Raw genomic sequence first — 25253 nt, forward strand, 5'->3', positions numbered from 1 at the left:
TGCATGGCACGGCGCCAATCCACGACGGCTTTCGGACAGCTCGCGGAAGCGATCACTCTGGTTTCCCACGGCAACCCCGGACACATCGTAGATACATTGATCGCCGAGCGCGGCAGGCGCATCGTCCGCCACCCGCTTTGGCCGGTAATGCGGCCCTTTCTCTATACGCTTCTGCGCTATAACAAGGCGCTTCAGTTCGCCAACGACGTGGCGAACATGCCGGGCTTTCAGTGCTTCGAATATATGAGCAACCTGCTGATGCTGGATATCGCGGTCAGATATGGCGAGCGTATCCCCGCTTCCGGCGGCTTCATCCTCGTCAGTAATCATCCGACCGGTATCGCAGATGGCGTCGCTGTCTTCGATCTTCTGAAGAGCCGCCGCCCGGACATGATGTTCTTTGCCAACCGAGACGCGGTGCGCGTCAATCCGCGTTTTGCGGAAATGGTGATCCCTGTGGAATGGCGGGACGAATACAAGACGAAACTCAAGACTCGCGAGACGCTGCAGTTCACGAACCACGCCGTGAAAGAAGGAAAGGCGACCATACTGTTTCCCTCGGGCCGCATTGCCTATTGGGCGAACGGCCGGCTGAATGAAAGGCCGTGGAAAAATTCTGCCGTCGGCCTCGCCCGCAAATACAATCTGCCGATCCTGCCCGTGCATATGACCGCGCGCAATTCCGGTCTTTTCTACTGGTTTGCCAAGTGGTCGACGGAACTGCGCGATATGACGGTGTTTCATGAGCTTCTCAACAAGCGCGGCGACCGCTTTGATTTCATCATCGGCAATCTCGTTCCGATAGAGCATCTGGACGGCGACATAAACGAAGTGACCAAGGCGCTTGAAAAACACACGGTGCATGATCTGCGTGCGGACAGCGATGCACGGTTCCTGCCGCTTGTGCAGCCGCCGGCGCCCGAGATAGTGGCGGCCCATTCATTTCGCTGACCGGATAGGTTAAAGCGAGGCATGCTGCTCCGTTCGATGTTCGCCCAGAACTACAGGTCACTGCGATCGATCCGCATGGATCTTTCGGGCATCAATCTTTTCATCGGCGAAAACGGCGCCGGGAAATCCAATCTCTATCGCGCGCTGCAATTGATCCAGGCTGCAACGCGGGGCCGCCTCGCGCATGAAATCGCGGCCGAAGGCGGGATGCTGTCCTCCCTATGGTCTGGCCCAAGACGGGAATCAGGGGGCCCGGTGCGCATCCGGCTGGAGGCCGAGCTGCTAGATCAGGAAAGAGCGATCACCTTCCGCTATCGGGTCGAGGCGGGATTGCGGCCCCCGAAGGCTGCCGCAGGCTTTCCTTTCGAGCCGCAGATCAAGGCGGAAGAGCTTTCGGTCGAAACCGGCACGCGTCCGGTCACAACGATGAAGCGCAATGGGCCGGCCATATCAGTCCGGGGGCCGAACGGCCGCATGCAGGATTATCCCGAACAGGCTCTGACCTCGGAAACAGCGATCGCTCTCCTGGGCGATGCCGGGCACTATCCGGAGGTTGGCACGCTCCGGCGCGCTATCGATGGATGGCGCTTCTTTCACGGGTTCAGGACCGATCGATCATCGCCGCTGCGCGCGCCATGCCGGGCCGTCACGGCACCGATGCTGGACGAGGACGGGGGCAATCTGGCGGCTGTCTTTGCAACGCTGGTGCATACGCGGGAAGATACCGTCGATCTCGACCGTGCGATCGCTGCTGCGCTTGGCGGCGCAGGACTGGTGGTACCGGAGCCGGGTGAGACGGCGGAGTTCGGTCTTGCCTTGCCGGACTTTCCGCATCGGGTGTTTCAGCCGCATGAACTTTCGGATGGCCAGATCCGCTTTCTCGGCTTGGCCGCAGCGTTGATGTCCTATCGCCTACCACCCTTGATTGCCTTGAACGAGCCGGAAGCAAGCCTCCATCCCGACATGCTCCCGCCGCTTGCCGACATGATTGCGGAAGCGTCGCGTAGCAGCCAGGTCTGGGTCGTCACCCACTCAGAGCTTCTTGCCGCCGCTGTCGGGGAGCGATGCGGCGTGCGGGCACGCCGGGTCGTGCGGCAGGACGGCGCCACATGGATCGAGGGGATGCGGTTGACCGGCATCATCGATGAGGACGAGTAGCTTATGTTCTCGCAGGTTTTCTTTTTGCCTCGTAGCGGGCATGGTCGCGCCTGATGAGCACAGATTCGTCCGATCTCTTTGGCGCGTTATTCGAAGCACCGGCCGCGAACCGCACGGTTCCGGTTCTGGTGCCCATGCCCGCGCCAAAACCCTATTCCTATTCGGTTCCGGACGGCATGGCGGTCGAGCCGGGTTCGGTTGTACAGGTGCCGCTTGGGCCACGGCAGGTGATCGGCGTTGTCTGGGACGGCGGCGAAGATGGCATCGATCCGAAGAAGCTCCGGCCGATCACGCATGTCTTCGATTGCCCGCCGCTTTCCAAGGAATTGCGGGATTTCATCGACTGGGTAGCTGCCTATACGCTATCCCCACCCGGTCTTGTTGCCCGCATGGCGCTTCGAGCGCCGAATGCCTTCGAACCGGAGCCGATGGTGGAAGGATTGCGCTTCGTCGGCGGCGCGCCGGAACGGATGACGCCTGCGCGTGCCCGGGTGCTCGATACCGCATCGGACGGTATCTCGTGGACACGGACCGGACTTGCGCACGCCGCCGGCGTTTCCACGAGCGTTGTCGACGGCCTCATCAGCCAAGGGCTCTTCGAGACGATTTTCCTGCCGCCGCCTCCGGTCGTGGCAAAACCCGATCCAGACTTTGCGTCTTCGCGGCTGCAGGGGCCGCAGAAGGATGCAGCCGAAGAGATTTTGACCGAAGTCAGAAAACGTGAGTTTGCCGTCTCGCTGATCGATGGCGTGACGGGGTCCGGCAAGACCGAGGTCTATTTCGAGGCGATTGCCGAGACGCTTCGCCGCGGCAAACAGGTGCTGATCCTCCTGCCGGAAATCGCACTCACCGCAAGTTTCCTCGAGCGCTTCCAGGACCGGTTCGGCGCAAAGCCGGCCGAATGGCATTCCGATCTTGCGCCGCGCATGCGCGAGAAAGTCTGGCGGCAGGCGGTGACCGGCGAGGTTCGCGTGGTTGCTGGCGCTCGGTCGGCATTGTTCCTGCCGTTCGAAGATCTCGGGCTCATCGTCGTCGATGAGGAGCATGATCCAGCCTACAAACAGGAAGACCGTGTCTATTACAATGCCCGCGACATGGCGGTCGTCCGTGGACGTATCGGCGATTTCCCGGTCGTTCTCGTGTCGGCGACGCCTTCTGTCGAAAGCCAGGTGAACGGCCAGAACGGGCGCTACAGCACCATCCATCTGCCGACGCGCTTCGGCAACGCGGCGCTGCCTGATCTGCATCTCGTCGATATGCGGCGGCATGCGCCGGAGAAGGGGGGCTTTCTCTCGCCGGTCTTGATCCGCGCGATCGGCAAGACGGTCGAAAAGGGCGAGCAGGCGCTGCTCTTCCTCAATCGCCGCGGCTACGCGCCGTTGACACTCTGCCGTGTCTGCGGCCACCGCTTCCAGTGCCCGCAATGCTCGAGCTGGCTTGTCGAGCATCGATTCCGCAAGCAGCTCCAGTGCCATCAATGCGGCCATGCGGAGCGCACGCCGGAGGCCTGTCCGGAATGCGGAACGCTTGACCATCTCGTTGCCTGCGGCCCGGGGGTCGAGCGCATTGCCGAAGAGGTGGAGCGCCATTTCCCCCACGCGCGGACGATTGTGCTGTCTTCCGACATCATGGGCGGCGTCAAACGCCTGCGGCTGGAGCTTGAGGCGATTGCCAAGGGCGAAGCGGATATCGTCATCGGCACGCAGCTTGTCGCCAAGGGGCATAATTTTCCGTTGATGACACTCGTCGGCATCGTCGATGCGGATCTCGGTCTCGCCAACGGCGATCCGCGCGCGGCGGAAAGGACGTTCCAGCTTCTTTCGCAGGTGACGGGCCGGGCGGGGCGAACGGGTCTGAAGAGTCACGGCCTCTTGCAGACATATCAGCCGCAGCATCCCGTCATGCAGGCGATCGTTTCAGGCGACGCGAGCGCGTTCTATGAGCGGGAAATCGGCGAGCGCGAGAGGGCAATTCTGCCGCCATTCGGGCGCCTTGCGTCGATCATCGTTTCGGCCGAAACGCGGCACGACGCGGAAAACCACGCCCGCAGCATGCGGAATGCGGCACCTCAGGTATCCGGCATCTCCATCCTTGGCCCGGCCGAAGCACCGCTGGCGCTGGTTCGCGGCCGCTACCGTTTCCGGCTGCTCGTGCACGGACGGCGGAATACCGACATGCAGGCATTTCTGCGAACGATGCTCGCGCAGGCGCCGAAAGAGCGCGGCTCAGTGCACGTGCAGCTCGATGTCGATCCACAAAGCTTCCTGTAGATCGGCGATGGACCGCCGTTTTCCATCCGGCGCAATCATGTCATAAGGTCGAGTATTCGCGGCATGATTTGGAGTTGATCCATGGAGTTCTATTTTCCGGAGACGTTTGGCGAACAGCTCGCCTTTTGCACGGCGGCGTTCACGGCTCTTGCGGGTCTCGTCATCATGTTCGCGCCCGGATATGCGATGCAGCTTTTCGGCCTTCAACCACGCGCAGAGCGCCGCGACGGTTACGCAGAGCAGCGCTCCGTCGGTGGTTTCTATCTCGGCTTCGGACTGGCGGCGGTCATGCTGGCGCAGGATTTCATCTACATGGCGCTCGGCGCGGCTTTTGCGATGGCGGCTTTCGCCCGGGTCGTTTCTCTTCTTTCCGATAGGGGGAGTACAATTCTCAACTATTTACTTCTGGTTGTGCAGACCGCTCTAGCGGCGCTCCCGCTCGCCTATTCCCTGGGTTTCTTCGCAACCTAAATTACAGGACCGCGAGCCGCTTGCTCGCCGGCCTTTGCGCCATTTCACGATTTTGCAGATAGAAAAGCATTCGAAAGGCATATTCGGGCACTACGCGTGTTGCGAGTCCCGACATCCTATGTTAGACGGACCCCGAATTTCGGAAGAAGCAAGAGGCTTCTCTTGCGATTTCTGGGGGAAATCATAACGAATTCAAGAATATAGGTCAGGCGCCCGCCAGCGGCCGGATTCTTGGGTTGAAATCAGGGAAATTTGTGCCCGTGGCAGACACGTCCCAGCTTACTTCTGGTGTTGCAGAACGATATGCGTCCTCGCTGTTCGAACTGGCGCTTGAAGAGGGCGCCGTTGAGAGCGTCACCGCAGATCTCGACCGGTTCCAGGCGATGCTGGATGAGAGCGACGACCTGAAGCGCTTCGTCGCAAGCCCGGTATTCTCCGCCGGCGAACAGCTCAAGGCGATCGTTGCAATCAGCGAGAAGGCCGGCATCGGCGGCTTCTTTGGTAATTTCCTGAAGGTTGTGGCGCGTAACCGCCGCCTCTTTGCCCTCCCGGGCATGATCAAGGCCTTCCGCATCATTGCTGCTCGCCAGCGTGGCGAAATTTCTGCCGAGGTTACCTCGGCCCATGCGCTGAGCACAGCGCAGGAAACCGAATTGAAGGCGGCGCTGAAGGGCGTCACCGGCAAAGACGTGGCGATTGCCGTCACGGTCGATCCGTCAATTCTTGGTGGTCTGATCGTGAAGGTCGGGTCCCGTCAGATTGATACGTCGCTTCGTACCAAACTTTCTACCCTCAAGCTTGCATTGAAAGAGGTTGGCTGATGGATATCCGCGCCGCGGAAATTTCCGCAATTCTCAAAGATCAAATTAAAAATTTCGGCAAAGAGGCGGAAGTCTCGGAAGTCGGCCAGGTGCTTTCTGTCGGTGACGGTATTGCTCGCGTTTACGGTCTGGACAATGTTCAGGCGGGTGAAATGGTCGAGTTCCCCGGTGGCATCCGCGGGATGGCGCTGAACCTCGAGTCCGATAACGTCGGTGTCGTTATCTTCGGATCCGACCGCGACATCAAGGAAGGCGACACCGTCAAGCGAACCGGCGCTATCGTTGACGTTCCGGTTGGTCCGGAACTGCTCGGCCGCGTCGTCGACGCTCTCGGCAATCCGATTGACGGTAAGGGCCCGATCAACGCGACGCGCCGTTCGCGTGTCGATATCAAGGCGCCGGGCATCATTCCGCGTAAGTCGGTTCACGAGCCGATGTCGACCGGCCTCAAGGCTATCGATGCTCTCATCCCCGTCGGCCGCGGCCAGCGCGAGCTTGTCATCGGCGACCGCCAGACCGGCAAGACCGCGATCCTTCTCGACACGATCCTGAACCAGAAGGCCATTCACGACTCCGGTCCGGAAGCTGAAAAGCTTTTTTGCGTCTACGTCGCCGTTGGCCAGAAACGCTCCACGGTTGCGCAGTTCGTCAAGGTTCTCGAAGAACGTGGCGCCCTGAAGTATTCGATCATCGTCGCCGCGACGGCTTCTGATCCCGCTCCGATGCAGTTCCTGGCTCCATTTGCCGGCTGCGCCATGGGCGAATATTTTCGCGACAACGGCCAGCATGCGCTGATCGGTTACGACGACCTCTCCAAACAGGCCGTTTCCTACCGCCAGATGTCGCTGCTGCTGCGCCGCCCGCCGGGCCGCGAAGCCTACCCGGGCGACGTCTTTTACCTGCACTCGCGTCTCCTCGAGCGCGCTGCAAAGATGAGCGACGCAATGGGCGCCGGTTCGCTGACGGCTCTGCCGGTCATCGAAACGCAGGGCAACGACGTTTCGGCTTTCATTCCGACCAACGTGATCTCGATCACCGACGGTCAGATCTTCCTCGAAACCGATCTGTTCTATCAGGGTATCCGTCCGGCCGTTAACGTCGGTCTGTCGGTTTCCCGCGTCGGTTCTGCCGCGCAGATCAAGGCGATGAAGCAGGTTGCCGGCTCGATCAAGGGTGAACTTGCCCAGTATCGCGAAATGGCAGCCTTTGCCCAATTCGGTTCGGACCTTGACGCCGCGACGCAGCGCCTGCTGAACCGTGGTGCCCGTCTGACCGAACTCCTGAAGCAGCCGCAGTTCTCGCCTCTGAAGGTGGAAGAGCAGGTCGCGGTCATCTTCGCGGGCGTCAATGGTTACCTGGACAAGATCGCCGTCGCTCAGATCGGCAAGTTCGAGCAGGCACTGCTTTCGTACCTGCGCTCGGAAGGCTCAGCCATCCTCGACACGATCCGCACGGAGAAGGCAATCAGCGACGATACCAAGGGCAAGCTGGTGGCTACTCTCGATACCTTCGCGAAGTCTTTCGCCTGATCGCACCCATTTAGGACGGAAAACGGATGCCTTCACTTAAGGATCTGAAAAACCGGATCGCCTCCGTCAAGGCGACGCAGAAGATAACCAAGGCGATGAAGATGGTCGCCGCGGCGAAGCTTCGGCGTGCGCAGGAGGCGGCCGAGGCCGCCCGGCCTTACTCGGAGCGCATGGCGACTGTTCTTTCGAACATCTCCAAGGCGATGACTGATGCCGACAGCGCACCAGTGCTCATGACAGGTACGGGCAAGGATCAGGTTCACCTGCTCGTTGTCTGCACTGCCGAGCGCGGCCTCTGCGGTGGCTTCAATTCGCAGATCGCGCGCTTTGCCCGAGATCATGCCCGCAAGCTCATCGCCGAGGGCAAGACCGTCAAGATCTTCACCGTCGGCAAGAAGGGCTATGACGTTCTTCGCCGCGAATTTGCTTCGCTCATCGTCGAGCGCAAGGAACTTCGCGACGTCAAGCGCATCGGCTTCGAGAATGCCGACCAGGTCGGCAGACGCGTTATCGAGATGTTCGAAGCCGGGGAATTCGACGTTTGCACGCTGTTCTACTCGGAATTCAAATCGGTCATCTCGCAGGTGCCGACGGCTCAGCAGCTTATCCCGGCTTCGGCTCCGGACGCTGTTGTTGAAGACGCCGAGCATTCGGGTGCCGTTTATGAATACGAGCCGGATCCGGCATCGATCCTGAACGACCTGATCCCGCGCAACATCTCGGTCCAGGTTTTCCGCGCGCTGCTTGAAAATGTCGCCGGCGAAATGGGCGCGAAGATGAGCGCGATGGACAGTGCGACGCGCAACGCTGGTGAGATGATCAATAAGCTGACGCTCAGCTATAACCGCCAGCGTCAGGCTCAGATCACCAAGGAACTCATTGAAATCATTTCGGGCGCGGAAGCGCTCTGAGGTTAGAGAAAGAGGGTATGAAAATGGCTAGGGCAGCTACCCCGAAGGCGGCAGCGAAGACCGCCGCTAAGAAGACCGCCACAGGCGCTGTCGGCAGGGTCACACAGGTTATCGGCGCCGTCGTCGACGTTGCTTTTTTCGAAGGCGAACTGCCGGCGATTTTGAACGCGCTCGAAACCACCAACATGGGCAACCGTCTGGTTCTGGAAGTTGCGCAGCACCTCGGCGAAAACGAAGTCCGCACGATCGCCATGGATTCGTCCGAAGGTCTGGTGCGCGGCCAGGAAGTCGTCGACACCGGCGCTCCAATTTCGGTTCCGGTCGGCCCGGAGACGCTCGGCCGCATCATGAACGTCATCGGCGAGCCGGTTGATGAAGCCGGTCCGCTGGTCACCGCTTCCAGGCGTGCGATCCATCAGGACGCACCGTCTTACGTCGAGCAGTCGACGGAAGCACAGATTCTCGTCACCGGCATCAAGGTCGTCGACCTTCTGGCTCCGTACGCCAAGGGCGGCAAGATCGGCCTCTTCGGCGGTGCCGGCGTCGGCAAGACGGTTCTCATCATGGAACTGATCAACAACGTCGCCAAGGCGCACGGTGGTTACTCGGTGTTTGCAGGCGTCGGTGAACGCACCCGCGAAGGCAACGACCTCTATCACGAAATGATCGAATCGGGCGTCAACAAGCATGGCGGCGGCGAAGGCTCGAAGGCCGCCCTCGTCTACGGCCAGATGAACGAACCGCCGGGTGCTCGCGCTCGCGTCGCTCTGACCGGTCTGACGGTTGCTGAGAACTTCCGCGACCAGGGCCAGGACGTTCTGTTCTTCGTCGACAATATCTTCCGCTTCACGCAGGCGGGGTCGGAAGTGTCGGCTCTGCTCGGCCGTATTCCTTCGGCTGTGGGTTACCAGCCGACGCTCGCAACCGACATGGGCCAGATGCAGGAACGCATCACGACGACGACGACCGGCTCAATCACCTCGGTTCAGGCTATCTACGTTCCGGCCGACGACTTGACCGACCCGGCTCCGGCAACCTCGTTCGCACACCTTGACGCAACGACCGTTCTGTCGCGCTCGATCGCTGAAAAGGGCATCTATCCGGCCGTTGACCCGCTCGACTCTACGTCGCGCATGCTCGACCCGCTGGTCGTCGGCGAAGAACACTACGAAGTTGCCCGTAAGGTTCAGTCGACGCTGCAGCGCTACAAGGCCCTGCAGGACATCATCGCGATCCTTGGCATGGACGAACTGTCCGAAGAGGACAAGCTCGCCGTCGCCCGCGCCCGCAAGATCGAGCGCTTCCTGTCGCAGCCGTTCTTCGTTGCCGAAGTCTTCACCGGTTCGCCGGGCAAGCTGGTTGCTCTCGAAGACACGATCAAGGGCTTCAAGGGTCTCGTCAGCGGCGAATACGACCACCTGCCGGAAGCTGCCTTCTACATGGTCGGCTCGATGGACGAAGCCATCGAGAAGGCTAAGAAGCTCTCCGCAGCTGCTTGATGAACGAAGCTCATGACGAGATTTTCTGCTGCGACTCCCTGAGGGAAGTCGTGGCAGGACTTCCTGCCCCGGCGGCGCCGACCGTCTACAAAGCGGATGACGGCGCACTGATGATGGTGGTAGGGTTGGTCCAGACCGAAGAAGGTCTCGGATATCTCGATCAGGCGATACTGCACTGCCCGTTCTGCGGGACCAAACTGCAAGATGCAAAAGCCATAGCCGAGAAGGTAAGTCACTGATGGCTGACAATTTCAATTTTGAACTCGTATCTCCGGAGCGTCTGCTCCTGTCGGAGATGGTGACGGAAGTTGTCATTCCGGCAACCGAGGGCGAGATGACCGTCATGGCGAACCACGCCCCGGCGATGACGACCATCAAGCCGGGTATCGTCAGCGTCCGCTCCAGCGGCGGCTCCAAGCAGGACTACGTCGTTTTCGGCGGTTTCGCCGACATCCTGCCGACCGGCTGCACGCTGCTTGCAGAATCTGCCGTCGCGGTCGAAGATCTTACCAAGGATGAGCTGACCCGTCGGATTGAGGCTGCGAAGAAGGAGCTCGAGGATGCCCTGCATCACGAGCATAAGTCCAGGCTCGAGCATTTCATCATGGAACTGACGCATATGCGCGGCATCGTCCAGCAGGATTGATCGGGATTGCAGGGAAATGACCTAAAGCGGCCTTAGCGGGCCGCTTTTTTTGTCGCGGCTGGGGTGGGGCCGGCTCAACGTGGAACGGCGTGGGCTCTCAGTAGGACCGGCCGTTCGATCAAAATATAGCTGAGGCTTCCGACGACCAACACAAGTGCTGCTGCGAGGAGCGACCAAAGCAGCCAGCCGTAGAGAAGATTATCGCCGATCGGGCCGAAGGCGGAAGGACAAAGCACCTTCAAGGCTGAAATGACCGGATCCTGCCAGAGGTAGATGCCGAATGAGATTTTCGCTGTAAAGCGGAGCGCTCGATTATCGAGAAAATTCCCTAGCCATAGCGCGTGTGCCAGCGAGACAAGCGCCGCTGCTATAGCGATCGGAAAGAGCGGAAAGCTGTAAGGAACTCCGAGCCAGCCATAGGCCTCCCAAGGCCCGTTCGCAGCTGAAACGAGGGCGGCAGCGCTACCAGCTATAGCGAGGCAGGCGAGGATATCGAAGAGAACTACCTTTCGCTCCGGCAGGATTGTCTCGACGCCCGAAGCAAAGATACCGAGCGCGAAAATCGCAAAGAAGCCGATCGGATTGTAACGCGGCATCCATTCCTTCGCACCGCCCGCCATCCCGAACTGCCAGCCGCGCTGTACGTCGTCGGGCTGCAAGGCGTTGACGACTAACCACTGCAAGACAAGAGCGGTGGCTATGGTGCCAAGCCAAAGGAGACGCGTAGCGAAGCGCGGCAGCGGATGGCTGAAGTGATGAAGAGCAAGCATGCACAGCGGTAGCAAAATATAACAGGTTGCTTCGAAGGGAATCGACCAGAGCGGTCCGTTCCCTTCGACGGGAAAGAAAGTTCGCCAATGCCACTGACTCATGAGAAGGAAGCCGGCGATATAACGCATGGCAAGTTCGGCCGTTGGCCGATGTCCGAACAACGTGAGGCTCAAAACGAAGCCTGCCGTCAGCGCCACCCAGTAACCAGGCAGGATGCGTGCCGCTCGGCGTGTGGCGTAGGTTTTCATATCCGGCAACGGACGGCGCTCATCCAGCGCGCGCCAGAAAGGGCGCGCCAGCAGATAGCCGCTCAGAACAAAGAAGATCGCCACGCCGAAATTGCCGAAGCGGGCAATGACGAAGGCCGATTGTTCGCCGGGATCCACCTGCTTGATGTCGATGCGCAGGACGAGATGATGAATGAGCACAAGCAGACACGCAGCCGCACGCATGGCATCTGCGCCTGCCAGCCTCCGATCTCTCTCCATTCGTGCCTCGCCTGGTCTGCCTCACCTCACGCCTAGGACATGATGGAGGGCAGGGCAAGGGCGCTGCTTGGGACAGCCGACATGTGGACGCGCAGCGCGCGATGCAATCCACCTTCGTTAGCCTGAATGGTCACACGTACGCTGGGCGGACACCCGGGCATGGGTTAGCCCAGGTGTCCGCCGGCGTTTCCGTACCTGCCGGAAACGGAAACAGGATCGGTTCAGGCGGCGATGCTCCGGTAGGGCCTCTCGGCGCGCGCGGCAGTCAGGGCATGCGCCCACCATTGCAGCCTTGCCATCATCCGGGCGAGAAGCTTGAGCGCTTCTTCGGGCCGATCGAGGTTGCCGTCTTCATCGAAGCGGTTCCAAGGTGCCGCAATGCTTACGGTGTCACGCACGGTGACGGCATGGAGTTCGGCGAAGACAAGCCGCAGCTGCTCGACAGCACGCAGACCGCCCGAGATGCCTCCATAGGATACGAAGGCCACAGGTTTTCCATGCCAGGGTTCGTTGAACGAATCGAGCACGAACTTGAGTGCCGCTGTGAAGCTGTGATTATATTCCGGCGTGACGACGATGAAGGCGTCCACCGCGTTCAGACGGGAGGCGAGACGCTTTACTTCGCGATGACCGTCATCATGCTGGGAAGGCAGGTCGAAATCGAGCGGATCGATGATATCGAGGTCGATCAGCGGATAGAGTACAAGCTGCCGGGTCAGCCATTTCACCACCCGGTCGCATATCCGGCCCTGCCGTATGCTTCCGTAGATGACGCCGACTTTGATGGCTGTTTTCATATATTGCCCCTTCTTTACGCTGCGAGGAGCTTGGCTTATAAAACCTCAACCATTATTGAGGTCAATAGGCGTATGGAAACAATTTCATCGACCAATTTCAGCAGGCTTCTGACTGTAGGCGAAGTGGCGGAGCGCAGCGGACTGGCGGTTTCGGCGCTGCATTTCTACGAGGCCAAGGGTCTGATTTCGTGCATGCGCTCGCGCGGCAACCAGCGGCGCTACGGGCGCGATGTCCTGCGCCGTCTCGGCATCATCAAGGTGGCACAGAGGGTCGGCATACCGCTGGCTGAAATTCAGGCGGCTTTCGATACCCTGCCGCAGGGGCGAACGCCGACGGCAGGCGATTGGCAGAAGCTCTCGCAGATATGGAAGGACGATCTGGATTCGCGAATCAAACGGCTGACGCTGCTTCGCGATCGCCTGACCGGTTGCATCGGCTGTGGCTGCCTGTCGATCGAAAGCTGCCCATTGCGAAACCCTTGTGACAAACTAGGCGAGGAGGGAACCGGTGCGCGCCTGCTGGAGGAGGCTTAGGCAGCCCCTGCAGTCGCCCCATCACCTGATAGATATGGCCCCCTTTCAGATCGGTGCACCACAAGTCCAACGCCATTAAACGAACTAGAATAGTGCCAAATCGAAGATAAATAGAATGTCAAACGAACATTCTATGGCAGTGTCTTTTCCGAGGTTTCGATCAGATTGATGTTGCTTTCCGCGCAGACCTTCCTGAGCGATTCGACATTACAGTCGTCGGTAACGAAGGTGTGGACCTGCGACAGGTGGCCGATGCGCACCGGAGCCGTGCGCTCGAATTTGGTGGAGTCGGCAACAAGGACGACGTGGCGCGCATTCGCCATGATGGCTTGGGCGACCTTCACTTCGCGGAAATCGAAGTCGAGAAGCGCACCGTCCGGATCGATCGCCGAAGCGCCGATGACGGCATAATCGACTTTGAATTGCCGGATGAAATCGACGGCTGCTTCGCCGACGATGCCGCCATCCGAATGGCGCACTACGCCGCCCGCGATGACGACCTCGATCGAGGGAAACAGACGCAAACGACTGGCAACGTTGATGTTATTGGTGATCACCATCAGTTCGTGGTGATCGACCAGCGCTTCCCCGACTGCCTCGGTCGTCGTTCCGATATTGATGAAGAGCGAAGCTTTGTCGGGAATAATGTCAGCGGTCGCGCGACCGATCGCGAGTTTTTCACCGGCGGCGATCGAGCGGCGTGCCTCGTATTTCACGTTCTCTGTCCCGCCCGGAAAAATTGCCCCGCCGTGAATACGCGTCAGCACGTGTCCATCGCAAAGGTCGTTCAGGTCCTTGCGAATGGTCTGCGGCGTGACGGAGAAGCGCGTTGCCAGATCCTCGACCAGCACGCGGCCTTCGGCTTTGGCGATATCGAGAATCTCCGTCTGCCGTCCGGACAGAAACATGGCTTCGTCTCCCTTTCTTTCGCTGGGCCGGATCATATGTTAAAGCGAAAATTGCGCAATCGGCGACTGGCGGCCGGAGCCGGGAGGGTTTCAAGCGTGTTTCACCCCAAGCTTTTTGAAAATCGCAATGTTGTCGTGACCGGCGCAGGGCGTGGAATCGGCCTCGAAGTCGCGCGGCAGTTCCTGGATTGCGGCGCGCACGTCTTGGTTCACACTGGCCGGAATAGCGAAAGGAACTTGCCGGACTTCCTGTTGACGGCAGAGCAGGAGCGACGCGCAGTTCTCGTTGCAGCCGATTTTCTGGCGCCGAACGGCACGGCTGCTTTCGCAGCGAAAGCTCTGGATACTTTTGGCGCGGTGCATGTGCTCGTCAACAATGCCGGCACGATGGTTGGCCGGTTTCCCGCAGGGGCGTTGACGGATGGAGAATACGACACGATCGTCAGGCTCAATCAGACATCCGTCGTTGAGCTTACGCGCGTTCTGCTGCCGGCTTTGCGGGCGGCCCACGGCGCGGCGATTGTCAACACGGTTTCGATCTCCGCGATGACAGGCGGTAGCCCCGGCTCCGCGATTTATTCCGCCGCCAAGGCATTCGTCTCCACCTATTCCAAAGCGCTCGCACGCGAACTGGCGCCGGATGCAATCCGGGTCAATTGCGTATCCCCGGGCACGATCGAAACCGACTTTCACGGGCGTTATTCCTCGCCGGAGAAGCTGGAGCAGACCCGCAAGGGCATACCGCTGCAACGTCTCGGGACTGCCGAGGATTGCGCACCTGCCTATCTCTTTCTGGCTGCGCCATCGCTGTCCGGTTACATCACGGGGCAAGTGCTCGAAATCAACGGCGGTCAGCTTATCTGCTGATTTGCTTGGACTTTTTTTGGTATTTCGACAATTCGGCACAATGCCGGCGTGTGGATATGCTATCGTTCCGGTCTACCTGAAGTGCATCCAGCAGAGAGTCCGAATGCCGTTGCCGAAGACCGAGCCGGGAATAACCGGCCAGGAACTGCAGAAGCTTGCCGCCAAAGCCCACGAAGCGAGTGATCTGCTGAAAGCAATGGCACATCAGACCCGGCTTCTCATTCTCTGCATCCTCGCCAATGAGGAAAAGACGGTCAGCCAAATCGAAGAATTGCTCGGTGTACAACAAGCGATGGTTTCGCAGCAGCTTGCGCGGCTGCGCATGGAAGGCCTCGTGAACACGCGCCGGGCAGGCCGGCTCATCTATTACAGCATCGGCAATGCCAATATAACGATCTTCATGGATTTGCTCTTCGGCATGTTTGAAGCGCCCGACGTTGGCTGATGCTTGCAGCCCTTGCGATTATTAACGGCTAAGGCCAATGATGGCTTGTCTCGAAGGCGGCTGGAGGTCGGATGATCGACAAGCTTGAATTCTTCATTGCCCTTGCCAACGAAAAGCACTTCGGCCGTGCTGCCGAGGAGTGCGGCATCTCGCAGCCCACACTGTCGGCCGCGATTCGGCAGCTCGAAGACCAGTTGGGTGTCATGCTGGTGCAGCGAGGCTCGCGCTTTCAGGGCCTGACGCCGGAGGGCCAGCGTGTTCTCGAGTGGGCAAGGCGCATCGTCGGCGACACGCGCACCATGCGCGAAGAGATGCGCGCCGCGCGCAGAGGCCTTTCCGGCCACCTGCGCCTTGCCTCAATTCCGACTGCCCTGGCGATGCTGGCGCGGATCACGACGCCCTTTCAAGAGCGGCATCCGGACGTCACCTTCTCCATCGTTTCACGCAATTCGTTGCAGGTGTTGAGCATGCTCGAAAATCTCGAGATCGACGCCGGGGTGACTTATCTTGAAAACGAGCCGCTCGGGCGTGTGACTACCGTGCCGCTTTATGCCGAGCGCTACCACCTGATCACTGCCGCCGGCAGCCCGCTTTCCGATCGCGAGACCGTGACATGGCGTGAAGTGGGCGATCTTCGGCTTTGCCTATTGACCGCCGACATGCAGAACCGCCGGATCATCAACCGGCACCTCGCAGAAGCGGGCTCGAGCGCGCATCCCACCTTGGAATCCGGTTCGATGATCGTGCTGTTTTCCCATGTCAGAACCGGGCGCTGGGCGAGCATCATGCCGCGAAATGTGGCTGAATCCTTTGGGTTTCCGGCCGAAATACGAATGATTCCAATTATCGAGCCGGCGGCCCATCATTCGGTCGGGTTGGTTGCAACGCATCGCGAGCCGTTTACGCCTCTCGTGTCTGCATTGTTGCATGAGGCGAGAATACTCGCGGAGAGCGAAAGTCTTTGATAGAAATTTCCTATCAATCGACGGAACAGCTTTATTGATCGCTCGATGTTTCCCTGAAAGACTTCCTTCGAGATACCGGATCGGCAGAGGGAGGCCGCTGCGGTGATCGACATAGGAAGCCCTGGGAGGCCCGCCGAAAATGAATGCTCATGTCGCCAATGGCGATATTGCCGAACGCACGTGCGCGATTGTTGGTGCCTTGCGCGCTCTTGAAGGTCCGCTCCTTCCAATCCTCCATGAAGTTCAGGATGAATTTGGCCATGTGCCGCAGGAAGCGCTTACTGTCATCGCCGACGAGCTCAATCTGTCGCGCGCCGAAGTGCATGGCGTGATGACGTTCTATCACGATTATCGCGATCATCCTGCCGGCCGCCATGTCCTGAAGCTCTGTCGTGCCGAGGCCTGTCAGTCGATGGGCGGGGATGCTGTTGCCGATCGTATCAAGACATTGCTCGGTGTCGATTTCCATCAGACTGCGCTCGATGGCAGCGTGACTTTGGAGCCCGTCTACTGTCTTGGGCTCTGCGCTTGCGCACCTGCAGCCATGCTCGACGGCGATCTCTATGGGCGGGTCGATGACGAGACCGTCGCCGAGCTCGTTGCGGAGGCGCGGCGATGAGCGTGACGATTTATGTTCCGCGCGACGCCGCAGCGCTGGCGCTCGGTGCCGAGAAGGTGGCTGAAGCGGTTACCCAGGAGATCGCAGCCCGCGGCATCGATGCGAAGATCGTGCGCAACGGCTCGCGCGGAATGTTCTGGCTGGAGCCTCTGGTGGAGGTCGAGGTATCCGGCAAGCGCATCGGCTACGGTCCGGTCAAAGCGAAGGACGTCGCCGCGCTTTTCGATGTCGGGTTCGCGAGCGGTGATGATCACGCCCTCTGTCTTGGGGAGGTCGAAGGCCTCCCATTCTTGAAGGAACAGACCCGCCTGACCTTCGCCCGCTGCGGCATCGTCGATCCGCTTTCCCTGGAAGATTATGAGGCACACGGCGGTCTCGCGGGGCTTCACCGTGCCGTGGCCATGGCTCCTGCAGACGTGGTCAAGGAGGTCACCGATTCCGGCCTTCGCGGCCGCGGCGGTGCTGGTTTTCCGACCGGCATCAAATGGAAGACGGTTTTGGATGCCGCCGGCGACCGGAAATACATCGTCTGCAATGCGGACGAAGGCGACAGCGGCACATTCGCGGACCGCATGATCATGGAGGGCGATCCCTTCGTGCTGATCGAAGGCATGGCGATCGCCGGTCTCGCCACGCGCGCCACAAAAGGCTTCATCTACATCCGTTCGGAATATCCGCATGCGATCGCGACGATGACGGAAGCGGTCGAGATCGCCCGCAGGGCATGCATTCTCGGCGCTTCGGTACTCGATTCCGGTCGCGCGTTCGATATCGAAGTCAGGACCGGTGCGGGCGCTTATGTCTGCGGCGAGGAAACGTCGCTGCTGAACAGCCTGGAAGGCAAGCGCGGTGTCGTGCGCGCCAAGCCGCCGCTGCCGGCGCACAAGGGACTCTTTGGCTGTCCCACGGTCATCAACAACGTGATCTCGCTGGCCTCCGTCCCGATCATCCTGGACAAGGGGTCCGCCTTCTACCGCGATTTCGGGATGGGCCGGTCGCGCGGCACGATTCCGCTGCAGATCGCCGGGAACGTCAAGCATGGCGGCCTCTATGAAACGGCCTTTGGTCTCTCGCTCGGCGACATCGTTGACAAGATCGGTGGCGGCACGGCGACCGGCCGGCCGGTGAAAGCAGTTCAGGTTGGCGGTCCGCTTGGCGCCTATTTCCCGCGGGCCCTCTTCGACACGCCTTTCGACTATGAATCTTTTGCCGCCAAGGATGGCCTCATTGGCCATGCAGGCATCGTCGTATTCGACGACACGGCGGACATGCTGAAACAAGCGCGGTTCGCCATGGAATTCTGTGCGGTCGAAAGTTGCGGCAAGTGCACGCCCTGCCGCATCGGCTCCACGCGCGGCGTCGAGACCGCAGACAAGATCGCGCGAGGAATCGAACCGGAGAAGAACCGGGCACTGCTCGCCGATCTCTGTAACACCATGAAATTCGGCTCTCTTTGCGCGCTCGGCGGATTCACGCCCTATCCGGTGATGAGCGCGATGACGCACTTCCCGGACGATTTCGCGCCAGTACCCTTCATCGAAGCGGCGGAGTAAGGACCTATGTCTCTCGTTCACGAAATCGACTACGGCACGCCGGCTTCGAAATCCGAAACAAGTGTGACGCTGACCATCGATGGCCGGCAGATCACCGTGCCGGAGGGTACGTCCGTCATGCGCGCCTCGATGGAGGCTGGTATTCAGGTGCCGAAGCTTTGTTCGACCGATATGGTCGACGCCTTTGGCTCCTGCCGCCTGTGTCTCGTAGAGATCGAAGGCCGCAACGGGACGCCTGCATCGTGCACGACGCCGGTTGCGGCGGGCATGGTGGTCCATACGCAGACCGGGCGCCTCAAGGATATCCGCCGCGGGGTGATGGAGCTTTATATTTCCGACCACCCGCTCGACTGTCTGACCTGTGCTGCCAATGGCGATTGCGAACTGCAGGACATGGCCGGCGCCGTCGGCTTGCGCGACGTACGCTACGGCTATGAAGGCGACAATCACGTCAAGGCACGCAACAACGGCGACATCAATCTCAAATGGATGCCGAAAGACGAGTCGAACCCGTATTTTACCTATGATCCGTCGAAATGCATCGTCTGCTCCCGCTGCGTGCGCGCCTGTGAGGAAGTGCAGGGAACCTTTGCGCTGACGATCGAAGGCCGCGGTTTCGGCTCGCGCGTTTCGCCAGGCATGCACGAGCATTTCATCGATTCCGAATGCGTCTCATGCGGCGCCTGCGTGCAGGCCTGCCCGACGGCGACACTGACAGAAAAGTCGGTCATCCAGATTGGCCAACCGGAACATTCGGTGGTGACCACCTGTGCTTATTGTGGCGTCGGCTGCTCCTTCAAGGCGGAAATGCGCGGCGAAGAGCTGGTGCGCATGGTGCCATGGAAGGATGGGCAGGCCAACCGCGGGCATTCCTGCGTCAAAGGCCGTTTCGCGTACGGCTATTCGACGCACAAGGATCGCATCCTCAATCCGATGATCCGAGAAAAGGTCACCGATCCCTGGCGCGAAGTGACTTGGGACGAAGCCTTCGCGCATGTGGCGTCGGAATTCCGCCGCATCCAGTATCAATACGGCCGCGACTCGATCGGCGGGATCACCTCGTCGCGCTGCACGAATGAGGAGACCTTCCTTGTCCAGAAGCTGATCCGCGCAGGCTTCGGCAACAACAATGTCGATACCTGCGCCCGCGTCTGCCATTCGCCGACGGGTTACGGTCTTGGCCAAGCCTTCGGCACATCGGCTGGCACGCAGAATTTTGACAGCGTCGAAGATTCTGATGTGGTCGTCGTTATAGGTGCCAATCCGACGGATGGGCATCCGGTCTTCGGATCCCGCCTGAAGAAGCGCCTGCGCCAAGGCGCCAAGCTGATCGTCATCGACCCGCGGCGCATCGATCTCGTCAGAACGCCGCATGTCGAGGCCGCCTATCACCTGCCGTTGAAGCCAGGCACCAATGTCGCGGTCATGACCGCGCTTGCGAATGTGATCGTCACCGAAGGGCTCTATGACGAAGCCTTCATCCGCGAACGCTGCGATTGGTCAGAATTCGAAGATTGGGCGGCTTTCGTCGCCGAACCACAGCACAGTCCGGAAGAGACAGAGAAGTTCACCGGCGTTCCCGCCGAAGATCTGCGCGGTTCTGCTCGCCTTTATGCGCGCGGCGGCAACGGGGCGATCTATTACGGCCTCGGCGTGACCGAACACAGCCAGGGTTCTACGACCGTTATGGCGATCGCTAACCTGGCAATGGCGACCGGCAATATCGGTCGCCCGGGCGTCGGCGTTAATCCGCTGCGCGGCCAGAACAATGTGCAGGGCTCCTGCGACATGGGTTCATTCCCCCACGAGCTGCCGGGCTATCGCCATATCTCGGACGATGCGACACGCGATATTTTCGAGAAGCTGTGGGGCGTCAAACTCAACAACGAACCCGGCCTTCGCATTCCGAATATGCTGGATGCCGCCGTGGAAGGCACATTCAAGGGCCTGTATGTCCAAGGCGAGGACATTCTCCAATCCGACCCGGATACAAAGCATGTGGCCGCCGGCCTTGCCGCTATGGAATGCGTCGTCGTTCAGGATCTCTTCCTGAACGAAACGGCAAACTACGCGCATGTCTTTCTGCCGGGGTCGACCTTCCTGGAAAAGGACGGGACTTTCACCAACGCCGAACGCCGCATCAACCGCGTGCGCAAGGTCATGACGCCACGCAACGGCTATGGGGACTGGGAGGTAACGCAGAAGCTGGCCCAAGCCATGGGACTTGGCTGGAACTATCAGCATCCATCCGAGATCATGGACGAGATTGCGGCAACGACGCCGAGCTTCGCGCTGGTTTCCTACGACTACCTGGAAAAGATGGGCTCGGTGCAGTGGCCCTGCAACGAGAAGAACCCGGAAGGTTCGCCGATCATGCATGTGAACGGCTTTGTTCGCGGCAAGGGCAAATTCATCCGCACCGAATATGTGGCGACCGACGAGCGCACCGGGCCGCGCTTCCCGCTGCTGCTGACGACCGGCCGCGTCCTCAGCCAATACAATGTCGGCGCCCAGACGCGGCGTACCGACAACGTCGTCTGGCACGCCGAGGACCGGCTCGAAATCCATCCGCATGATGCTGAAATGCGGGGCATTCGCGATGGCGACTGGGTCAAGCTCGGCAGCCGCTCCGGCGATACATCACTGCGGGCGCTGATCACCGATCGCGTTGCGCCCGGGGTCGTCTACACAACCTTCCATCATCCGAACACGCAGGCAAATGTCATCACCACCGACTTCTCCGACTGGGCGACGAACTGCCCGGAATACAAGGTGACGGCAGTGCAGGTCTCGCCTTCGAACGGTCCCTCGGATTGGCAGATCGAATATGACGAGCAGGCACGTCAGAGCCGCCGGATCGCCGGCAAGCTGGAGGCAGCCGAATAATGAAAAGGCGGCCGACGCGCATTTCCGTCAACCGAATCGCCCGGAAGGGCGGGGTCATGATGCCGGGTGAGCGCGTCGTGCCGGAGGAAGTACCGGTTGCCTTTTCCTATGGCGGCACATCGCATGCCGTAATGATGGCGACGCCGGGCGATCTGGAAGACTTTGCGGTTGGCTTCAGCCTGACGGAAGGCATAATCCAGGACGCGAGCCAGATCTCCGCAATCGAAATCATCGATGAGGAGCGGGGTATCGATGTCCAGGTAACGTTGATAGACGATGTCGCGGACGCCTTGCGTGCGCGCCGACGCAGCATGGCGGGTCCGGTCGGTTGCGGACTTTGCGGCATCGAATCGATCGAACAGGCTGTCCGTCAGATACCCGATGTTTCCTCTGCGGATCTCAAGCTGACGCATGGCGATATCGTCCGCGCCGTCTCGCTTCTCAATGACGCCCAGCCGCTTCACCGGGAAACACGGGCGGTACATGGAGCGGGCTTCTACGTTCGTGGAAAAGACCTGCTCGCCGCTCGCGAGGATGTCGGCAGGCACAATGCGCTCGACAAGCTCTGCGGTGCCGTCATTCGCATCGGAACGAGCGGCTCAAACGGGGCTGTAGCTGTCACAAGCCGGCTGTCCGTCGAGATGGTGCAGAAGGCTGCGATCCTCGGAAGCCCCGTTCTCATCGCGATTTCCGCGCCGACGGCTCTTGCCATCCGAACCGCCGAGCAAGCGGGCATGACGCTCGTTGCGCTTGTGCGCGGCGATGACTTCGAAATTTTCACCCATCCGCACCGTATATTGCCTGAAAGCATTGCCGATGTCGCATGATCCGCATTCCAAGCTCGTCTACATGGCCAACCAAATAGCGACCTTTTTCAAGAGCCAGCCGGAAAGCGAGGCGGCTCAAGGTGTTGCGACGCATATCAACAAATTCTGGGAGCCGCGCATGCGGCGGCAATTGTTTGAAATACTAGAAAAAGACAGCAACGGCCTGAACGCGCTTGTCGTTGAGGCCGCATCTCTGATCCACCGGCCCGAGCCGGCGGAGCCAATCCAGAAATAAACATCGATTTCAAGCAAGAGGGGAAACAGGCATTTCGCCTGCTTAAGCATGAATTATTGCAAGCAAAGTCTTTAATCTGGAGGAATTATTCTTAACATCTTCCCCGCCCTGAAGGACGGGGATTTTCAGGGGCGGCTTTAGGCCGCCCTTTCGAGTCCTCGGCTCCCGCCGGAAGTCTCCGACGCCGCCGATGGCAGTGTTCCAGCCAGTCGTATGTCGGTGGCTTAAGCTGCCAGTTCGTCGGTTTCGTTTTCTTTGAACATCTTGGCGAGGTTCAGGAAGCAGATCATGCCGTTTTCCGATGCGATGACGCCTTCGCAATAGGCGCGATCGAACGACGCCGTCACTTCCGGTACGGGCTGAACCTGGCTGGAGGCAATCGTCAGAATGTCAGAGACGCGGTCGACAAGCATGCCGATGACCATGCTGTGCACCTCTGCCACAACAATGGCGCTGCGTTCATTGGCGACGGTGCTCTTCATGCCAAGCTTGTAGGCGAGATCGATGATCGGGATAACGGAACCGCGAAGGTTCATGACGCCGATGACGTCAGCCGGCGCATGCGGGATCGGCGTCGATGGTGCCCAGCCGCGGATTTCGCGGATGGTTGTCGTCTTCACGCAGAACTCCTGATCGTGGAGACGGAATGCGATTATCTCGAGAGTATCGCCGCTGAAGTTATTTGAGTTGATCGTGGTCATTAGAAAGTCTTCCCAAGCCCGGCAGAAGCGGCTGCGCCACCATTGGCGCGAACACCCCTGCCTTCACACCACGCGACGTCCTCGCAATGATTTTCGAGGCCTCGTTACGATTATCCGGGACATTACCGGAAGAGTGTTGCGCAAATCTAAATTGCCATAGCAGACCGCAAGGTTTCTGGATTCCTTTGCAGTTTTGACCAACAATAGAAGCCAGAAGGGCCTTGCCTATGCGATTGTCTTCTCGATCTCAGAGACAGCCCATTCCACCTGTTCTTTGGTAATGACGAGCGGCGGCGCCAGGCGGATCGTATTCTCATGCGTATCCTTTGCCAGGAGGCCCCGCTCCTTGAGGCTGTAGCAATATTGCCGCGCGCCGCCTGCTTCCGGCTCCAGCTCGATCGCCATCATCAGGCCGCGGCCGCGCACGTCTTTGACGATATTGGAGCGGATCGATCTCAGGCCGTCGATGAAGTATGCGCCCATTTTCTCGGCATTTTCGATCATGCCTTCCTCGGTGAGCGCTTTCAGCGCCGCGCGGGCGACGGCGCACGCGAGCGGGTTGCCGCCGAACGTCGAGCCGTGCTGGCCGGGTTTCAGGACGCCGAGAACTTCCGAGTTGGAGAGGACGGCCGATACCGGATAGAAACCACCAGAAAGCGCCTTGCCGATCAGCGTCACGTCGGCTTCGATGCCTTCATGCTCCTCCGCCAGAAGCTTGCCCGTCCGGCCGAGCCCTGTCTGGATCTCGTCGAGGATCAGCGTGACGTTATGGGCCGTGCACAACTCGCGGATACGCTTGAAATAGCCCGCAGGCGGAATGACGACACCAGCTTCGCCCTGGATCGGCTCGATGAGGGCGGCAACGGTATTCTCGTTGATCGCGACTGCAAAGGCCTCCGCATCGCCGAAGGGAACCGTGCGAAAGCCCGGCGTGTAGGGACCGAAACCGGCACGTGCGTCGGGATCAGTGGAGAAGCTGACGATAGTGAGCGTCCGGCCGTGGAAGTTATCGGCACAGACGATGATCTCCGCCTTGCCTTCCGGGACGCCCTTCACCTCATAGCCCCACTTGCGAACCGCCTTGATGGCTGTCTCGACGGCTTCGGCGCCGGAGTTCATCGGCAGGATCTTGTGAGAGCCGGTGAGCGCTGCCAGCTCCTCATAGAGATGTGCGAGCTGGTCGTTGCGGAATGCGCGCGAGGTGAGCGTGAGTTTTCCGGCCTGTTCGATCATCGCAGCCAGGATCTTCGGATGGCAGTGCCCCTGATTGACCGCTGAATAGGCGGAAAGGCAATCGAGATACCGCTTGCCGTCCGTATCCCAAACGTACACGCCTTCGCCGCGGGTCAGAACGACATCGAGCGGCTTGTAGTTATGCGCACCAAGCAGCTGTTCGGTGGCGATCAGATTTGCAGATGCTGTCATTGCCGTTTCCCCCTATGCGGCGCGTGTCGGACGATCGAAGATGCGGCGGCCGAAGAGGCTTGCCGTCAGCTCCACGAGAACGCGAGCGCTCTTGCCACGATCATCCAGAAATGGATTGAGCTCGACGAGATCAAGCGACGAAACGAGCCCGCTGTCGGAAAGCATTTCCATGACGAGGTGCGCCTCGCGGAATGTCGCGCCGCCGGGAACGGTGGTGCCGACGCCGGGTGCGATATCCGGATCGAGGAAATCGACATCAAGGCTTACATGCAGGAGGCCGTTCGCCTTTTCAATCGTGCTGACGATATGGCGCATGGTGGCTGCGATGCCCTGCTCATCGATGGAGCGCATGTCGAAGACGTTGACGCCGTGTTTTTGGATTTCCACGCGCTCGGACGGATCGACGGAGCGAATGCCGACCTGAAACACATAGCGCGGATCAACGAGGGGTCGGTCCCTGGGCAGGATCTCCGCGACCTCGGCCTGGCCGCAGAAGAAGGCGACGGGCATGCCGTGCATGTTGCCGGAAGGCGACGTCACCGGCGAATTGAAGTCGGAATGGGCGTCGAGCCAGAGCACGAAGAGCGGGCGGCCCTTTTCAGCCGCGTAGCGCGCCATACCGGAGACGCTGCCCATCGACAGGCTGTGATCGCCTCCAAGAATCAGCGGAAAACGGCCGGCCGCGGCGGCGTCGTAGGTGCTTGCTTCGAGCGCACGCGTATAGGCGCCGATGAGACGCAGATTGTGCGCCTTCGGATGGTTCGGAAGGTCGCGCGCCGGAACGACGAGGATGTCGCCTTCATCGCGCACATCATGGCCGAGGTCGATCAGCGTCTGGTCCACACCGGCAATGCGCAGCGCTGCCGGCCCCATCGCCGCCCCGCGCCGACCGGAGCCTTCCTCTACGGGAACACCAATGAGTGTGACTGATCGAGATTGAACTTCCATTCTGGGCGCTCCGGATTCGAAATTGGAT

Annotated in this window: 25 protein-coding genes; 19 read left to right on the top strand and 6 right to left on the bottom strand. The window is 60.1% G+C overall.

The features are described 5' to 3' along the window. Positions 1-3: 3 nt before the first annotated feature. From ACZ9BX_RS17250 to ACZ9BX_RS17295, 10 genes are all read left to right on the top strand, one after another. Positions 4-951, top strand: coding sequence for a GNAT family N-acetyltransferase (locus tag ACZ9BX_RS17250; protein WP_476219120.1), 948 nt, complete (start codon positions 4-6; stop codon positions 949-951). A gap of 21 nt (positions 952-972) precedes the next feature. Next, positions 973-2109 carry an AAA family ATPase gene (locus ACZ9BX_RS17255; RefSeq protein ID WP_476219121.1) on the top strand — a complete coding sequence of 379 codons (1137 nt, stop codon included), beginning with the start codon at positions 973-975 and terminating at the stop codon, positions 2107-2109. Positions 2110-2162: 53 nt separating this feature from the next. Next, positions 2163-4379, top strand: coding sequence for a primosomal protein N' (locus tag ACZ9BX_RS17260; protein WP_476219123.1), 2217 nt, complete (start codon positions 2163-2165; stop codon positions 4377-4379). An 81-nt stretch (positions 4380-4460) separates the two neighbouring features. Then, positions 4461-4850: an AGROH133_08824 family phage infection protein gene (locus ACZ9BX_RS17265; RefSeq protein ID WP_476219124.1), complete on the top strand. Its 390-nt coding sequence runs from the start codon at positions 4461-4463 to the stop codon at positions 4848-4850. 254 nt (positions 4851-5104) lie between these two features. Beyond that, the gene (locus ACZ9BX_RS17270; RefSeq protein ID WP_476219125.1) at positions 5105-5671 is read left to right on the top strand and encodes a F0F1 ATP synthase subunit delta; all 567 of its coding nucleotides are present in this window, start codon (positions 5105-5107) and stop codon (positions 5669-5671) included. Beyond that, positions 5671-7200 carry a F0F1 ATP synthase subunit alpha gene (gene atpA, locus ACZ9BX_RS17275; RefSeq protein WP_027511695.1) on the top strand — a complete coding sequence of 510 codons (1530 nt, stop codon included), beginning with the start codon at positions 5671-5673 and terminating at the stop codon, positions 7198-7200. The genes ACZ9BX_RS17270 and atpA overlap by 1 nt, the downstream gene beginning before the upstream one ends. Positions 7201-7226: 26 nt before the next feature. Then, positions 7227-8111: a F0F1 ATP synthase subunit gamma gene (locus ACZ9BX_RS17280; RefSeq protein WP_027511694.1), complete on the top strand. Its 885-nt coding sequence runs from the start codon at positions 7227-7229 to the stop codon at positions 8109-8111. 23 nt (positions 8112-8134) lie between these two features. Next, complete coding sequence (atpD, locus tag ACZ9BX_RS17285; RefSeq protein WP_476219126.1) at positions 8135-9610, top strand: F0F1 ATP synthase subunit beta; 1476 nt, start codon at positions 8135-8137, stop codon at positions 9608-9610. Then, complete coding sequence (locus ACZ9BX_RS17290) at positions 9610-9849, top strand: hypothetical protein (RefSeq protein ID WP_100772486.1); 240 nt, start codon at positions 9610-9612, stop codon at positions 9847-9849. The genes atpD and ACZ9BX_RS17290 overlap by 1 nt, the downstream gene beginning before the upstream one ends. Beyond that, positions 9849-10256 (top strand): F0F1 ATP synthase subunit epsilon, encoded by a 408-nt coding sequence (locus tag ACZ9BX_RS17295; protein ID WP_027511691.1) that lies wholly within the window; start codon positions 9849-9851, stop codon positions 10254-10256. Before ACZ9BX_RS17290 ends, ACZ9BX_RS17295 begins: the two co-directional genes overlap by 1 nt. Before the next feature lie 74 nt (positions 10257-10330). On the opposite strand, the gene ACZ9BX_RS17300 is transcribed toward ACZ9BX_RS17295, so the two are convergent. Further along, a complete protein-coding gene (locus ACZ9BX_RS17300; protein ID WP_476219129.1) occupies positions 10331-11515 on the bottom strand; it encodes an acyltransferase family protein in 1185 nt (394 codons plus the stop codon). Positions 11516-11736: 221 nt separating this feature from the next. Further along, a complete protein-coding gene (locus tag ACZ9BX_RS17305) occupies positions 11737-12312 on the bottom strand; it encodes an NADPH-dependent FMN reductase (protein ID WP_476219131.1) in 576 nt (191 codons plus the stop codon). A gap of 72 nt (positions 12313-12384) precedes the next feature. Between ACZ9BX_RS17305 and soxR the strand changes: the two genes are divergently transcribed. Next, a complete protein-coding gene (gene soxR / locus ACZ9BX_RS17310) occupies positions 12385-12846 on the top strand; it encodes a redox-sensitive transcriptional activator SoxR (RefSeq protein WP_476219133.1) in 462 nt (153 codons plus the stop codon). A 131-nt stretch (positions 12847-12977) separates the two neighbouring features. Here soxR and ACZ9BX_RS17315 read toward each other — a convergent pair whose 3' ends face one another. Then, a complete protein-coding gene (locus ACZ9BX_RS17315; RefSeq protein ID WP_132562475.1) occupies positions 12978-13754 on the bottom strand; it encodes a DeoR/GlpR family DNA-binding transcription regulator in 777 nt (258 codons plus the stop codon). 96 nt (positions 13755-13850) lie between these two features. Between ACZ9BX_RS17315 and ACZ9BX_RS17320 the strand changes: the two genes are divergently transcribed. From ACZ9BX_RS17320 to ACZ9BX_RS17355, 8 genes are all read left to right on the top strand, one after another. Next, positions 13851-14621, top strand: coding sequence for an SDR family NAD(P)-dependent oxidoreductase (locus ACZ9BX_RS17320; protein WP_476219136.1), 771 nt, complete (start codon positions 13851-13853; stop codon positions 14619-14621). A gap of 103 nt (positions 14622-14724) precedes the next feature. Beyond that, the gene (locus ACZ9BX_RS17325; protein WP_027511685.1) at positions 14725-15066 is read left to right on the top strand and encodes an ArsR/SmtB family transcription factor; all 342 of its coding nucleotides are present in this window, start codon (positions 14725-14727) and stop codon (positions 15064-15066) included. A 71-nt stretch (positions 15067-15137) separates the two neighbouring features. Next, entirely contained in the window at positions 15138-16031 is an 894-nt protein-coding gene (locus ACZ9BX_RS17330; RefSeq protein ID WP_027511684.1) for a LysR family transcriptional regulator, read from the top strand. Between the two features lie 139 nt (positions 16032-16170). Further along, positions 16171-16650 (top strand): formate dehydrogenase subunit gamma, encoded by a 480-nt coding sequence (locus ACZ9BX_RS17335; protein WP_476219139.1) that lies wholly within the window; start codon positions 16171-16173, stop codon positions 16648-16650. Further along, positions 16647-18203, top strand: a complete 1557-nt coding sequence (locus ACZ9BX_RS17340) for a formate dehydrogenase beta subunit (RefSeq protein WP_476219141.1) — start codon at positions 16647-16649, stop codon at positions 18201-18203. Before ACZ9BX_RS17335 ends, ACZ9BX_RS17340 begins: the two co-directional genes overlap by 4 nt. Positions 18204-18209: 6 nt before the next feature. Beyond that, entirely contained in the window at positions 18210-21089 is a 2880-nt protein-coding gene (fdhF, locus tag ACZ9BX_RS17345) for a formate dehydrogenase subunit alpha (RefSeq protein WP_476219143.1), read from the top strand. After that, the gene (gene fdhD, locus ACZ9BX_RS17350) at positions 21089-21916 is read left to right on the top strand and encodes a formate dehydrogenase accessory sulfurtransferase FdhD (RefSeq protein ID WP_476219145.1); all 828 of its coding nucleotides are present in this window, start codon (positions 21089-21091) and stop codon (positions 21914-21916) included. The genes fdhF and fdhD overlap by 1 nt, the downstream gene beginning before the upstream one ends. Continuing rightward, positions 21906-22151 carry a formate dehydrogenase subunit delta gene (locus ACZ9BX_RS17355; RefSeq protein WP_132562489.1) on the top strand — a complete coding sequence of 82 codons (246 nt, stop codon included), beginning with the start codon at positions 21906-21908 and terminating at the stop codon, positions 22149-22151. The genes fdhD and ACZ9BX_RS17355 overlap by 11 nt, the downstream gene beginning before the upstream one ends. Positions 22152-22375: 224 nt before the next feature. On the opposite strand, the gene ACZ9BX_RS17360 is transcribed toward ACZ9BX_RS17355, so the two are convergent. From ACZ9BX_RS17360 to rocF, 3 genes are all read right to left on the bottom strand, one after another. Beyond that, complete coding sequence (locus ACZ9BX_RS17360; protein ID WP_027511677.1) at positions 22376-22852, bottom strand: chemotaxis protein CheW; 477 nt, start codon at positions 22850-22852, stop codon at positions 22376-22378. 225 nt (positions 22853-23077) lie between these two features. Continuing rightward, the gene (gene rocD, locus ACZ9BX_RS17365; protein ID WP_476219148.1) at positions 23078-24277 is read right to left on the bottom strand and encodes an ornithine--oxo-acid transaminase; all 1200 of its coding nucleotides are present in this window, start codon (positions 24275-24277) and stop codon (positions 23078-23080) included. 12 nt (positions 24278-24289) lie between these two features. Beyond that, positions 24290-25225, bottom strand: a complete 936-nt coding sequence (gene rocF, locus ACZ9BX_RS17370) for an arginase (protein WP_476219150.1) — start codon at positions 25223-25225, stop codon at positions 24290-24292. Between the last annotated feature and the right edge of the window lie 28 nt (positions 25226-25253).

The organism is Rhizobium sp. USDA 3886 (assembly GCF_056279785.1).